This window comes from Rhizobium sp. Root149 (genome assembly GCF_001427345.1).
Taxonomy (GTDB): Bacteria; Pseudomonadota; Alphaproteobacteria; order Rhizobiales; family Rhizobiaceae; genus Neorhizobium; species Neorhizobium rhizoryzae.
Genome location: NZ_LMGD01000021.1, coordinates 185,275 through 198,572 on the forward strand (window position 1 = coordinate 185,275; position 13,298 = coordinate 198,572).

Annotated in this window: 16 protein-coding genes; 8 read left to right on the top strand and 8 right to left on the bottom strand. The window is 59.4% G+C overall.

The window, feature by feature from the left end; all coding sequences use genetic code 11:
* Positions 1-77: 77 nt before the first annotated feature.
* The 5 genes from ASD54_RS16395 to ASD54_RS16415 form a co-directional block, all read right to left on the bottom strand.
* Positions 78-1,109: a peptidoglycan -binding protein gene (locus ASD54_RS16395; RefSeq protein WP_062555697.1), complete on the bottom strand. Its 1,032-nt coding sequence runs from the start codon at positions 1,107-1,109 to the stop codon at positions 78-80.
* Between the two features lie 3 nt (positions 1,110-1,112).
* Entirely contained in the window at positions 1,113-2,168 is a 1,056-nt protein-coding gene (locus ASD54_RS16400; protein ID WP_062555698.1) for a hypothetical protein, read from the bottom strand.
* A 306-nt stretch (positions 2,169-2,474) separates the two neighbouring features.
* Complete coding sequence (locus ASD54_RS16405; RefSeq protein ID WP_062555699.1) at positions 2,475-3,275, bottom strand: inositol monophosphatase family protein; 801 nt, start codon at positions 3,273-3,275, stop codon at positions 2,475-2,477.
* A 156-nt stretch (positions 3,276-3,431) separates the two neighbouring features.
* Complete coding sequence (locus ASD54_RS16410) at positions 3,432-4,568, bottom strand: tetratricopeptide repeat protein (protein ID WP_062555958.1); 1,137 nt, start codon at positions 4,566-4,568, stop codon at positions 3,432-3,434.
* Between the two features lie 8 nt (positions 4,569-4,576).
* A complete protein-coding gene (locus tag ASD54_RS16415; protein ID WP_062555700.1) occupies positions 4,577-5,230 on the bottom strand; it encodes a thiamine phosphate synthase in 654 nt (217 codons plus the stop codon).
* A 149-nt stretch (positions 5,231-5,379) separates the two neighbouring features.
* On the opposite strand from ASD54_RS16415, the gene ASD54_RS16420 reads away from it, so the two are divergent.
* Together ASD54_RS16420 and ASD54_RS16425 are read left to right on the top strand one after the other, a co-directional pair.
* Positions 5,380-6,156 carry a sulfite exporter TauE/SafE family protein gene (locus ASD54_RS16420; RefSeq protein WP_062555701.1) on the top strand — a complete coding sequence of 259 codons (777 nt, stop codon included), beginning with the start codon at positions 5,380-5,382 and terminating at the stop codon, positions 6,154-6,156.
* 77 nt (positions 6,157-6,233) lie between these two features.
* Positions 6,234-6,491: a metalloregulator ArsR/SmtB family transcription factor gene (locus ASD54_RS16425; RefSeq protein ID WP_062555702.1), complete on the top strand. Its 258-nt coding sequence runs from the start codon at positions 6,234-6,236 to the stop codon at positions 6,489-6,491.
* Between the two features lie 133 nt (positions 6,492-6,624).
* On the opposite strand, the gene ASD54_RS26210 is transcribed toward ASD54_RS16425, so the two are convergent.
* Entirely contained in the window at positions 6,625-6,798 is a 174-nt protein-coding gene (locus ASD54_RS26210; RefSeq protein ID WP_082547245.1) for a DUF465 domain-containing protein, read from the bottom strand.
* A gap of 455 nt (positions 6,799-7,253) precedes the next feature.
* Here ASD54_RS26210 and ASD54_RS16430 point away from each other — a divergent pair, with 455 nt between their 5' ends.
* The 6 genes from ASD54_RS16430 (at position 7,254) to ASD54_RS16455 (ending at position 11,178) form a co-directional block, all read left to right on the top strand.
* A complete protein-coding gene (locus ASD54_RS16430; RefSeq protein ID WP_062555703.1) occupies positions 7,254-7,457 on the top strand; it encodes a DUF465 domain-containing protein in 204 nt (67 codons plus the stop codon).
* Between the two features lie 17 nt (positions 7,458-7,474).
* On the top strand, positions 7,475-7,975 hold the full coding sequence (gene purE, locus ASD54_RS16435) for a 5-(carboxyamino)imidazole ribonucleotide mutase (RefSeq protein WP_137133540.1): 501 nt from the start codon (positions 7,475-7,477) through the stop codon (positions 7,973-7,975).
* A complete protein-coding gene (locus ASD54_RS16440; RefSeq protein ID WP_062555704.1) occupies positions 7,972-9,030 on the top strand; it encodes a 5-(carboxyamino)imidazole ribonucleotide synthase in 1,059 nt (352 codons plus the stop codon). The genes purE and ASD54_RS16440 overlap by 4 nt, the downstream gene beginning before the upstream one ends.
* A 148-nt stretch (positions 9,031-9,178) precedes the next feature.
* Positions 9,179-9,304, top strand: coding sequence for a type B 50S ribosomal protein L36 (ykgO, locus tag ASD54_RS16445; RefSeq protein WP_003497670.1), 126 nt, complete (start codon positions 9,179-9,181; stop codon positions 9,302-9,304).
* 98 nt (positions 9,305-9,402) lie between these two features.
* Positions 9,403-10,140, top strand: coding sequence for a hypothetical protein (locus ASD54_RS26215; RefSeq protein WP_244484779.1), 738 nt, complete (start codon positions 9,403-9,405; stop codon positions 10,138-10,140).
* A 72-nt stretch (positions 10,141-10,212) separates the two neighbouring features.
* The gene (locus ASD54_RS16455) at positions 10,213-11,178 is read left to right on the top strand and encodes an alpha/beta hydrolase (RefSeq protein ID WP_244484780.1); all 966 of its coding nucleotides are present in this window, start codon (positions 10,213-10,215) and stop codon (positions 11,176-11,178) included.
* 80 nt (positions 11,179-11,258) lie between these two features.
* On the opposite strand, the gene pyk is transcribed toward ASD54_RS16455, so the two are convergent.
* Both pyk and ASD54_RS16465 read right to left on the bottom strand, forming a co-directional pair.
* Positions 11,259-12,698, bottom strand: a complete 1,440-nt coding sequence (gene pyk / locus ASD54_RS16460) for a pyruvate kinase (protein WP_062555706.1) — start codon at positions 12,696-12,698, stop codon at positions 11,259-11,261.
* The gene (locus tag ASD54_RS16465; RefSeq protein WP_062555960.1) at positions 12,698-13,126 is read right to left on the bottom strand and encodes a DUF1036 domain-containing protein; all 429 of its coding nucleotides are present in this window, start codon (positions 13,124-13,126) and stop codon (positions 12,698-12,700) included. Before ASD54_RS16465 ends, pyk begins: the two co-directional genes overlap by 1 nt.
* Between the last annotated feature and the right edge of the window lie 172 nt (positions 13,127-13,298).

Consider the following 13,298-nt stretch of genomic DNA (forward strand, 5'->3'; position numbering starts at 1 on the left):
CTCTTACGCAAACGTCAATAGAGGGCAAGGGGCAGACGTGGAGCCCAATACGTTTCGAAAACTGCTTATTTAGCGGATTATCTCTCGGTAAGCTTCAGCTCGATACGGCGGTTCTGCGACCGTGCTTCCGGCGTTTCGCCCTCGGCAATCGGCTGGAACTGGCCGAAGCCTGCTGCCACCAGACGATTGGCGGGCACACCCTTCGAAATAAGATACTTTACCACGGACGTAGCACGGGCGGAGGAAAGCTCCCAGTTATCGCGATAGCGCCCGGTGCCACTCAAAGGCGCATTGTCCGTATGGCCATCGACACGCAGAACCCAGTTAATTTCCGCGGGAATTTCCTGCGCAAGTTCCAGAAGTGCGGTCGCAAGCTTGTCCATTTCGGTCCGGCCGCGGTCATCAAGATCAGATCCACCAACGGGAAACAGAACCTCCGACTGGAACACGAAGCGGTCTCCGACAATGCGGATATTCTGGCGGTCGGATAGAATTTCCCGCAACCGACCGAAGAAATCGGAACGGTAGCGGTTGAGTTCCTGAACGCGCTGGGCAAGCGCCACATTCAGGCGCCGGCCAAGATCGGCGATTTTCGCCTGCGAGTTCTGATCCCTCGCTTCAGAAGCCTGCAGTGCCGCTTCGACGGCGGCGATCTGCGCTCGCAAGGCGGCGATCTGCTGATTGAGCAGTTCGACCTGGCTCATGGCGCGCGCACTTGCCTGCTGCTCCTGATTGAGCTGTTCGGTCAGCGTACCAATCCGGGCATTGGCCGCGTCACTGGAGCCGGCCCCGCGATCAAGAAGCGCCTGAAGCCGCGAGCGTTCCGTTTCAGATGCCGAGAGCGAGGCCTGAAGATTGGCCAGCACATCCTCGGCATCCTGTTTGCCACTCTTTTCAAGCGCCAGCAGTTCGGTCAGTTCGGCAATCTGGCTGTTCAGACGCGTCAGGACCTCATCGCGACCCGTGATCTCCCGACCGAGAATAAACTGGGCCAGCACGAACACCGTGAGCAGAAACATGATGGCGAGCAGCAGCGTCGACAGCGCATCGACAAAGCCCGGCCAGTAATCGACCCCGCGCTCGCGGCGCCGGTTGCGACCTAGCGCCATGGCTTATTTCTCCCCGATCTTGTCGGAAAGGCGATCGAGCGCGCGGCGCATGGCTTTGGCCTCGTCCTGCTGCGCCTCGATCCAATCACGCAGCATCTGCTGCTCGTTGCGCATGTTCTTGACCAGCCCCTGAATGCTTTCGGCAAGCTGGCTGATGGCTGCCATGGAGCGTTCCGATTGCGAGCCTGCATCGCCAGGCGCCTGCCCCTTGGCCTGAAGCGCAACCAGCTTGCGCAGTTGCTCGACCATGCGGCGCAGTTCGTCGGACGAAGGCTGGCCGGACACGTCGGCAACGGCGTTCTCGGAGTTCACGTCGGTGACGGAAGACAGCCAGTTCTCCAGCTCCGTGTAGAAGCGGTTCTGCGCACGCCCGGCCTGGAGATCGAGAAATCCGAGGATCAGCGAGCCGGAAAGACCGAGCAGCGAGGACGAAAAGGCCGTACCCATGCCGGACAGCGGCGCCGTCAGGCCACTTTTCAGCGCCGTCAGAATGTCATTGTTGTTGCCGGAATTCGGGTCGAGACCCTGGATGACCTCGCTGATCGAGCCGATCGTTCCAATCAATCCCCAGAAGGTGCCGAGAAGACCGAGAAACACCAGCAGGCCGATGAGATAGCGGGATATATCCCGTGTTTCATCCAGTCGCGTCCCGATGGAATCGAGGATCGACCGCAAGACATTGGCAGACAGCGCCACGTGGCGGCTACGCCCCAGCAGCGCGCGCATGGGTGCCAGCAAACGCGGCTCCTTGCCAACCCTGTCGGCGCTGCCGGCTGCACGGAAGGAATTGAACCAGCGCACCTCCGGAATGAGGCTGATGACCTGGCTGAAGATCAGGATGATGCCGATGCCCAGCACACCGAGAATGAGCCCGTTCAGACCCGGATTGGTCATGAATGCCGTATGCGCCTGCCGATAAAGGATAGCAGCGATGAAGCCGATGATGATCAGGAAGATCACCATGGTCCAGATGAAGGGAAGCGGATTGGAAAGTTTGTACCCGTGGTGCCGGGGCGCCAGCTCAGTCCCGTTCACATCTTCCAGGGTATCATTCGCCATGATGCACGCAACCTCCACGCAACAGTGGTGCGGAGGCTATTTCAAAAATGAGACAAATTGAAGTGATGCTCTCGGGCAATGAGCAGGTTATCCCGCCCGTTCGAATGATCCCCGAGTGAATATCGGAAAAATCCGCTACAGCGCGGCGCGTTCGATTGAACGCGCGAACGACGCTGTAAGACTTTGACTTGATGCATGTACGTTCCGCTCAACCGAATCCGGTTGAGCGCGACATGCATTAGGATCTTCGGCCAGCCAACCGGGCCGAAGATGTTTCAGACCTCAAAGTTCTAGCGTCGTCGCGAATCAGCGCGTCGGCACCGGACGGTTGGTCACTTCCAGCAATTGCTTCTGGATCAATTCGTTACCGGCAACGACCGTGCCATCGTCCAGCATGTCGGTGCCGCCCTTGAGCGTGGAGGTGAAGCCACCCGCCTCGCGGATGAGGATCAGACCAGCCGCAATGTCCCACGGAGAAAGGCCCACTTCCCAGAAGCCGTCGATACGGCCTGCTGCCACATAGGCCAGATCGAGAGCGGCCGCGCCGAAACGGCGAACGCCGGAAACTTCTCCCATGACATGGCGCAGTTCGACCAGGAACTTGCCGTGATTGCCGCGACCCAGATGCGGCATGCCGCAGCCGATGACGCAATCGGAAAGAACGCGGCGGGCCGCCACGCGAATGCGGCGATCGTTGAGGAATGCACCGCCGCCCTTTTCCGCCGTGAACAACTCATCCGTTGCCGGGTTGAAAATGACACCGGCAACGATTTCGCCGTCCCGCTCCAGCGCGATGGAAACCGCGAACTGTGGAATGCCGTGCAGGAAGTTGGTGGTGCCATCGAGCGGATCGACGATCCAGCGATGCGCACCGTCCGTGCCCTTGATCTCCTGGCTCTCCTCACCCAGAAAACCGTAGGTCGGGCGGGACTTCATCAGCTCGTCATAGACGATCTTCTCCGCCTTCAGGTCTGCCTGCGAAACGAAATCGCCCGGACCCTTGACCGAAACCTGCAGGTTCTGCACTTCGCCGAAATCGCGAGCAAGTGACTTGCCGGCTTTCATTGCTGCCTGAACCATAACGTTGAGAAGGGCGGAGCGAGCCATCGGATAATCCTTGGGTAAACGGCGTGTGTTCCCGATCCATCAGGGAACGAAACTTGGCGAATTTTCGTGAATAGGCGCGTTCAGAACCACAAAACCGGCTGAAATTCAAGTGCGACCGGAGTTTTGCTCGGCGCAAGGGTTAAGATGCGCCTTTCGTCATGGCTTCTGCGCGCCTCTCCGGAAACGGTTTGCGGCATCAATGGCCTGTTTCTGCTGCTCGTCATTGATGCCGAGATAGAAGTCTTCCAGCACAGGATCGGAGAGCCCCGCGCGTCGAGAAAGAACATACCATTTGGCCGCTTCCACCGGATTGGGACGCGTGCCAAGCGCATTGACATACATATGAGCGAGCTTGTTCTGCGCCACGACATTGCCGCGCAAAGCTGCGATACGCAGCCATTCGAAGCCCTTGTCATAGTCGCGCTCACCACCTACACCGTTGACGAGCCAGATCCCCATGTCGAGTTGCGCGGTGTCGAACCCCGCCTTGGCGGCCCGCTCCAGCCATTCACGCGCCTTGGCCTTCTTCTCAGGCGGCACGTCCGGAAGTGATTGGTAAAGCTGGGCGACGGCATACTGGGAATCGGCGACCCCCTGTCCAGCGGATTTTTCGTAAAACGGAAGCGCCAGCTGTAACCCCTTCTCACCGGGATTATCGGCTACGAGAAGCTGCGCCCAGTTGAATTGCGCCGAGGCATTGCCCGCCTCTGCCGCACGCCGCATGAAATCATCGGCCTTTGCCTTGTCGCGCGCCACATCCTTGCCGCGCATCAGCAGCAGTGCGTACTGGAACATGGCGGAAGGATCGCCGCGCTCGGCTGCCTGCTGATACCAGAAGGCTGCATTTTTCGAATCACGTGGAATGCCCATCCCGCGCGTCATCATCTCGGCCACCAGCGTCTGCGCGGCGGCATCTCCGGCCTCGGCACGGGGGAGCGCCTTCTCCAGCGCCAATTGATAGAGACCGCGCTGGAAGGCGCCATAGGCTTCATCGACCGGGCCGGTATAGGGCTTTTCCGGCGGAAGCGGCGGCAGTGTCGTCCCCATGCGCTGCAACAGCGAAATGCCGCTGGAGGGATAGGCTTCCACAGGCGGCTTGCCCTCTTCGCCAGCCTTTTCAGGCGGGCTTCCCTTTTGCAAAGTCCCGGCATTGTTCTCGACGGGACGTGTGACCGCTCGCTCCGAGGTCTGCGCGAATGCCGGAGAGCAGAAGATCAGGCCTGCCGCAGACACGGCAAGGAAAAGGTGATGTTTCAGCAAATTGGACCTGATGGAACGGTGGGTGCGACGCATGTCGATGTTCAATCGTCAAACCGTGGCGCTTTTTCGTCCAAAACTGCGTTGACTTCGGCAACTGCGGCCGCCGCCCCGGCGAGATTATCGAATATTGCCGTACGAAGCGCCACGAACTCCGCACCGGATTCGGCCACGGCAACCACGGAGCCAACCTCTGTACCGCCCATGACGATGCAAGGGATCTCGATCATCGATGCCCACCATTCGCCCAAGGCGACATTCTTGGGATGCGCTTCCGGCTTGATATCGCCATCCAGGCGCCCGAAGAAGATGTAGTCTGGACGCGCTTCGCCCACTTCCAGCGCCGTGTGCCGGTCCGTCGCGGTTGAAGAGCCGACGATCAGCTTCGGCGAGAACTTCTCCATGGCTTCGCTGAGTTCTTCCATGGAGCCGCTCAGATGCAGGCCGTCGGCCTTGACGCGACCGGCAACGCGCGAATCGCCTGCAATCAACGCAGCCGCACCGGCTGCCTGTACGATGGGCACCAGCTTCTCCGCCCGTTTCTGGAATGCACTGTCATTGCTGTCATATTGCGGCAGGATGACGGATGCGACGTCACCGCCCCGAAGAGCATGGCTCAACTGCTCTGCCAGCGAGTTGTCGTCTTCCATGGCCGGCACGATCAGCACAAGACGGCAGCGATCTTCAGGAAGGGTCATCATCGGCTCCAGTTCGTGTGGCAGGCGGATAAGCGCCTTTACCGTTCAACATCGTCATACTCTGAAATGCAAGTTGATCCGGACAAGGCTCGTCATAGGTCAACGAGTCCGATAGACCGGACAGGCCCTTCAATCAACTGTCATCCCTCATGTTCGCCATTTCCCTACCGGACCCGATCTTTTTTGCCGCCGCCATTCCGGCGGTTTCGCTCGTTGGCCTGTCCAAAGGTGGGCTGGGTGGTGCCTTCGCGCTGATTGGCGTGCCGCTGATGGCCATGGTTGTAACCCCGGTGGACGCCGCTGCCATTTTCCTGCCCATCCTCATCATCATGGATCTGGTCGCGCTCTATGCCTGGCGGAACTTCAACGACCGGAAGCTGCTGCTGACGCTGCTTCCGGGATGCATCATCGGCATCGCGCTCGGCTGGGCGACATCGGCCTATGTTCCGGATGACGCACTGCGTTTCGTCATCGCCGTGTCCATGATCCTGTTTGCAAGCCGCTATTTCTATCAAACCTATGGACCTCATCGTGCCACGCCCGTGGAAGCAACCGGACATCGCAAGGGTCCGGCACTCTTCTGGGGTACGATCTCTGGCTATGGCAGTTTCGTCGCCCATGCGGGCGGCCCACCCTTCCAGATCTACGCCCTGCCGTTGAAGCTCGATCCGAAGAATTACACCGGCGCCAGCGTTCGCCTGTTTGCCATCGTCAATGCGGTGAAGGTCATACCTTACGTGGCGCTGGGCGCTCTCGATACGAAAAACCTGACGCTTTCGTTCACGCTGCTCCCCGTCGCTCTGATCTCCACCATGGCGGGCGCATACATCGTCAAAAAGCTCAAGCCGGACGTGTTTTATCCGCTTGCTTACGGACTGGGGCTGATCGCCGCGATCAAGTTGCTCTACGACTCGCTGCCCCTCTGAGAAGGCTTGCCGAGAAGGTCATTTCGCACCGCACAAATCCGCTTGCTGAGGGCATGAACTTCGCGTAGCGTGCTTGCATGTCGACCGATCCTTTTGCAGCCATTGCCGACCCCAATCGTCGCCACCTGCTGGAAGAGCTGAGGCGCGCCCCGCGCACGGTCAACGAACTGGCGGAAGGCCTGCCGATCAGCCGCCCTGCGGTTTCGCAGCACCTGAAGGCTTTGCTCGACAGCAATCTGGTCACGGTGACGTCCGAAGGCACGCGCCGCATCTATTCCGTGAATATCAAGGGATTCCAGAAGCTGAATATCTGGCTCGACCAGTTCTGGGCCTGAATGTTCAGGCTTGTCGATTGAAGCACTGGGCGAGACCCTTTAACTCCCCTCTTCAAAGAGATCGCCGCCTGCGGATCTTTCCGATCCATGGCGGCGATCAATCTTCAAAAACTCATAAACGATCGCGATAGCGTCAGTGCTTCGTCTTTTTGAGGCGTTCCAGTTCATCCTTCAGGCGCAGCTTGCGCCGTTTCAGCATGGCAATTTGTGTGTCATCGGAGGATGGGGACGCTAGAACTGACTGGAGCTCCTCCTCAAGAGCACCATGTTTCTTCTCGAGCGATGCGATATGAGCCTGAATGGTCATGTGGCACGTCCTTCCTTTTGTTCTCCGGCCACCAGCTCCCCTGAGCCAGCGGCTTTTGGTTTGCGAAGGAAGTGTGACATGATCCGCCTGCTTTGTCGAAGGCGAAATAGGGGCTTCTCCGTGGCAAATTGGTGGTCTTGATTAAATGTGAATAAATCCCCGAAGATGCATGACCCTGCGTGAACTGTCGTGAAACAGGCGGGCACGGACAACTTTTCAACGTCCGTCAAAATTGTCTATTCTTTTCAGCCCCTTGGCAGATCAACAGGCGCGGTTTACCGTTGCGAGTGGTTTAGCATTTCTTATCTTTGCGCAAGATTGGATGCGTCGCCAAAAGCCTTTCCAACGCTTTTACTGCGCGATCTACTAGTCGCTTGGCAGGTTTGATGCTAGGAGCATGCCTGCATTCCCCGGCGATACAAAGACCGGATTGAAAATGTGGGGACATACAGACGATGGCCGATCAGGAACAGGCGGATATCAGGCTGGCGCTGGCGCGCCTCCGGCAGGAACACGAAGACTACGATGCCGCCATCAACGCCATGATCGCGACCGGTTGCGAGGCCCTGCGCATCCAACGGATGAAGAAAAAGAAGCTCGCCATCAAGGATAAGATGACGAAGCTGGAAGACCAGATCATTCCCGACATCATCGCGTGAGCACGGAGGACGTGAGCTTGCCGCAGGAGAGACCGCCGGTTGCCATCATCATGGGAAGCCAGTCCGACTGGGAAACCATGAAGAACGCTGCAGACATGCTGGATGCCCTGGATGTCGGCTATGAAGCCCGCATCGTATCTGCGCACCGCACGCCGGACCGCATGGTTGCCTTTGCCAAGGGCGCGCGGGAGGAAGGTTTCCAGGTCATCATCGCCGGAGCTGGCGGTGCCGCCCATCTGCCGGGAATGGTGGCCGCACTCACCGCTCTTCCGGTCTTCGGTGTACCGGTTCAATCGCGCACCATGTCGGGCATGGACAGTCTTTATTCCATCGTCCAGATGCCTGCCGGCATTCCCGTCGGAACGCTGGCCATCGGACGCGCAGGCGCCGTCAACGCGGCCCTTCTCGCAGCAGCCGTGCTTGCACTGTCCGATCCGGATCTGGCCGACAGGCTGGATGAATACCGCGCACGCCAGACGGCGTCCGTTGCAGACTATCCCATCGACGAGGCGCCATGACGCTTTCCACCATCGGCATTATCGGCGGCGGCCAGTTGGGCCGCATGCTTGCCATGGCCGCAGCCCGGCTGAATTTCCGCACCATCATTCTGGAACCACAGCCAGACTGTCCGGCAGCACAGGTTGCCAACGAACAGATCGTGGCCGCCTATGATGATCCCGCAGCGCTGGAACGGCTGGCGGCAAGTTGCGACGTCGTCACCTACGAATTCGAGAACGTACCTGTCGGTGCCGCTGAAGCGCTGGCAAAAACGCGACCGGTTTATCCGCCTGCAAAAGCGCTTGAAGTGGCGCAGGACCGTCTGCACGAAAAGCGCTTTCTGAACCAGTGCGGCATCGAGACAGCACGGTTTCACGCCGTTGACTCGCAAGAGGATCTCGAAAGGGCGCTTGCCGATTTCGGCGGCCAGGGCGTCCTGAAGACGCGCAGACTGGGTTATGATGGCAAGGGCCAGCGCGTGTTTCGCTCGGCGGACGAGAGTGCCGCAGGCGTTTTCGATGCCATGGGCGGCGTGCCGCTGATTCTCGAGAGCTTTGTTCCATTCGAACGTGAAGTTTCGGTCATCGCCGCCCGTAGCATCAGCGGCGAGATTGAGACCTTTGACCTGGCGGAGAATGTGCACCGCAACGGTATTCTGCACACCTCCACCCTGCCTGCGAGAATCAGTTCATCCACGGCCGATGCGGCAAGACAGGCAGCCGAGCGCCTGCTCTCCGGCCTCTCCTATGTCGGCGTGATCGGCATGGAATTCTTCGTCATGGCCGATGGAACGCTGATTGCCAACGAAATTGCCCCCCGTGTGCACAATTCGGGACACTGGACGGAAGCGGCCTGCGTGGTCTCCCAGTTCGAGCAACACATCCGCGCGGTCGCGGGCTTGCCACTTGGAAATCCTGCCCGGCATTCGGACTGTGTCATGACCAATCTCATCGGCGACGATATCGAGCAGTTGAACGATTGGCTCTCCAGGCCGCATGTGCTGGTTCATCTTTATGGCAAGGCGGAGTCGCGTCCTGGCCGCAAAATGGGCCATGTCACCGCGCTTTTGCGGTGAAAAGCCCTTCTCCGCAGGGGCTTGTCGGTTGACAGGCTGCTGGTGAACCTGTATCCACCCTCCATCCTAAAGGGCGCGCTGTAAATGCGCGCTTTTGATTGTCAGAGACTTAAGGGCTCTAGCGCCCTGAAATACGCGGACCAGAACAATGAAGATCAAGAACTCGCTCAAAGCGCTTAAGGCCCGTCATCGCGATAACCGTCTGGTTCGCCGCAAGGGCCGCGTTTACATCATCAACAAGCAGAACCCACGCTTCAAGGCTCGTCAGGGCTGATATCGACGGAAGCGGCCTTTGGGCAGCTTCGACATCACGTTGTCGATAACGTGTGTTTTTTGTTTTGAAACTCGGCGCATGCGGATTAAATCTATCCCATGCGCCGATTTCGTTTGACCATCGCCATTCTGTCCTCCGCTTTGCTCTGCGGCCCTGTGGGCGCGCAACAACCAGGGACAGGCTTGCCATCAAGCCCCCCACTCTCGGGCCAGGCACCGGCTCCACAAGCCAGACCTCCTCAACCTACTCCCAGTCAACCTTCGCCTCTTCAGCCCCTGCCGCCGAAGCCGGGTGCGGTCACCGTTCCTGCAGGCACTCAGGCTGCAGTTCCTGCCGAGCCACCGATCACCGATCCGAAACTGGCTCAGGACAAGCTGCTGAAAGATCTGGGCCGGGAGCGCGACGCGGCAAAGGCAAAAGAGATCGCCAACAAGATCATTGCGAACTGGAATGCATCCGATAGCCCGACAGTCGATCTCTTGATGCAATGGGCAAACAGGTCGATTGCCGAAAAGAAGAACGCTGCCGCACTGGATTTTCTGGATGAGGTGACGGTTCTGAAACCTGACTATATCGAAGGATGGAATCGCCGTGCAACGCTGCATTACACAATGGGCGACAGGCGCAAATCCATGACGGACATCAATCAGGTTCTGCAACGGGAACCTCGCCATTTCCCTGCTTTGGCGGGCATGGCAACGATTCTGATGGAAAACGGACAGGATGAGCTTGCGTTGAAAGCATGGGAACGCTTTCTTGCCATCTATCCTGCGGAACGGGACGCGCAGGAGAACGTTACCAAGCTTTCCGAGAAGCTGGCTGGCAGCCGTACCTGATTCCCATCCGAGGCATTCCCCCTGTCCTATATCATCATCGCTCTGATCATCGTCGCAGCGCTTGTCGCGGGCTTGTTTGGCTTCACCGCCTGGCAGGCCAAGGTTATTGAGGACACGTATCCGAACATCGGCACGCTGACCGATGTCGGCGGCTTCAAGATGAACGCCCTGCACGTGCCCCCCGGGCCGAATGCCGACCTGCCGCCGATCGTCTTCGTCCATGGCGCAAGCGGCAACCTGCGGGATCAGGAGGCCGCCTTTCTGGGGCCGCTCAAAGGCCGTGCTGAACTGCTCTTCGTTGATCGTCCCGGTCACGGCTATTCGGAACGCGGTGGACCGGAGAACGCCTATCCCGACGGGCAGGCGGACGCTATCGCCAGGCTGATGGAGGCCTACGGCATGCGCCAAGCCATCATCGTCGGCCATTCCTTCGGCGGCGCCATCGTGGCCAGTTTTGCCCTCAACCACCCGGACAAGGTGATCGGTTCGCTGTTCCTGGCTCCTGCCACCCATCCCTGGCCGGGCGGCATCGACTGGCACTACAGGGTGACATCGACGCCAGTCATCGGCTGGCTGTTCAGCCACACGCTGGTCATGCCTGCGGGCATGACGATCCTGGACGCTGCCACCAAGAGCGTGTTCGCCCCCAATAGACGCCGCGAGACCTATGTGACCGAAGGCGCCCCTGCCCTCGTTCTGCGCCCGGCAAACTTCCAGTACAACGCACAGGATGTCGCCAATCTTCTCGACTACGTGACCCGTGTCTCCCCACGCTATCCGGAAATCCAGACGCCGGCCGTAATCATCACAGGCGACGACGATCCGGTCGTTTTGGCAAACATTCACTCGGTGGGATTGCGACGCGACATCAAGAATTCGGAGCTGATCTGGCTGAAGGGTGTCGGCCACAAGCCGGACTATGTGGCGACCGATCTGGCCGTTGCAGCCATTGAAAAGCTTTCCGGCAAGCCGCGCGATCTGCAGGCGCTTGCGAAGGAGGTGGATGCGCGCGTGGCACAGGAGAATGCGACTCAGTAGTCGTCCAGGTAACTCTCGCATTAAGTCAAACGAAAACGCCCGGACAATGCCGGGCGCTTTACGATCAGAATTGGTGAGGCTCAGACGCCGGACTGGCCGTCCGGGCCGATATAGGCCATGCGCAACATGTTGGTCGCACCGGGCGTACCCAGCGGAACACCTGCGGAAATGATGATGCGGTCGCCGGGCTTGCCGAAGCCTTCATTCGCCACGATGCGGCAGGCCTTGTTGACCATATCGTCCAGATCGCTCGGCTCTTCGGCCACAACGCAATGCAGGCCCCAGCAGACCGAAAGACGGCGTGCGGTCTGTACGACCGGCGAAAGCGCAATGATCGGAACCTGCGGACGCTCACGGGAAGCGCGCAAGCCTGTCGTGCCGGACGAGGTATAGGTGACGATGGCGGACAGCTTCAGCGTCTCGGCGATCTGGCGCGCAGCAAGCGAAATAGCGTCTGCTCCGGTCGCTTCCGGCGACGGACGCTGCGCATAGATGATGTTCGAATAGTAGGGATCCTGCTCCACCGTGCTGGCGATTGACGCCATGGTGGAGACCGCCTCGACCGGATACTGACCGGATGCGGATTCCGCCGACAGCATGACGGCGTCCGCACCTTCGAACACCGCCGTGGCAACGTCCGACACTTCAGCGCGGGTCGGAACCGGCGCCGTGATCATGCTTTCCAGCATCTGCGTGGCAACGACCACCGGCTTGCCGGCGCGGCGGCAGGCGCGGGTCAACTGCTTCTGCAGGCCCGGAACGGTTTCCAGCGGCATTTCCACGCCCAGGTCGCCACGGGCTACCATCAGCGCGTCGGAAAGCTCTATGATTTCCTCGATGCGCTCGATGGCCTGTGGCTTTTCGATCTTGGACATCAGGCCGACGCGGCCCTTGGAGATCTTGCGCACTTCTGCCAGATCTTCCGGACGCTGCACGAAGGAAAGCGCCACCCAATCCACCTGGTCGGTTGCGAGGACGGCATCGAGATCAGCGCGGTCCTTGTCGGTCAGAACACCGACGGCGAGCAGCGTATCCGGCAGGCTGACGCCCTTGCGGTCAGAGATGGAGGTTCCGGCAACCACAGTGCAGACAATGCTCTTGCCGTCGCACTTTTCCGCCTTCAGCATCAGCTTGCCATCGTCGATCAGCAGGCGATGACCCGGCTTTACGGACTCCAGAATTTCCGGATGCGGCAGGAAAACACGGGTCTCATCACCCGGCGCTTCATTGTTGTCGAGCGTGAAGGTCTGGCCCGGAGCCAAGGTCACCTTGGTATTTGCAAACTTTCCGACGCGCAGCTTGGGACCCTGCAGGTCGGCGAGAATGCCAATGGGGCGGCCGTTCCTCGCTTCGACCGAGCGGATCCGCTCGATCAGCGTGCGCATCACATCATGGCTGGCATGGCTCATGTTGATGCGGAAGAGGTCGGCGCCTGCCAGATGCAATTTCTCGATCATCGCCTCGTCGGAGGAGGCAGGCCCCAGCGTTGCGAGGATCTTCACTTTGCGATTGCGCTTCATCAGTTCTGGCCTTCTTGCGTACCAGGCGTATCAGACAACTGGACCATCCAGCTTCCCTGACGGCCCGTGTCATATTCCTTGAATCCCATGCGCTGATAGCCGCGAGCGAAGCAATCACCGACGCCGGTGATCTTGAACTCGTTTTCGGCAACGCACATGTTCACGTCACCGGTCCAGCGCCCGCCACGCGCGGCATCTTCCGCGTAGAGATAATAGTAGCGGGATTGCAGTTCACCCTCGATGAGAGTCGCGCAGCTGGAGGCCGGAACCTGCCACCACCCTTCCGAAATCCAGCCTTCGGCGGCGCGATAGCCAATGGCCACGCCGACGAGGTTTTGCGTGCCATTGCAGACACGAAAATCCGCGTGAGCAGGTGCTGCGGCCAAAAGAACCGGCGCGCCGACCAATGTCAGCGCGATTGCCGGCATCAGCTTGAGAAGAATGGATGAGAATTTAACTGTCGACACGGCTTCCGCTGGGACTCCATGAGAAATGATCTGCACTGTCTTCGCCCGCGAGCGTTGGAAAGTCAACAAAATCTAATCGATTAAATTACCGTAAGCCACGGTTGACTTGTCTGCTTTCCTGCTTGCGCCACGA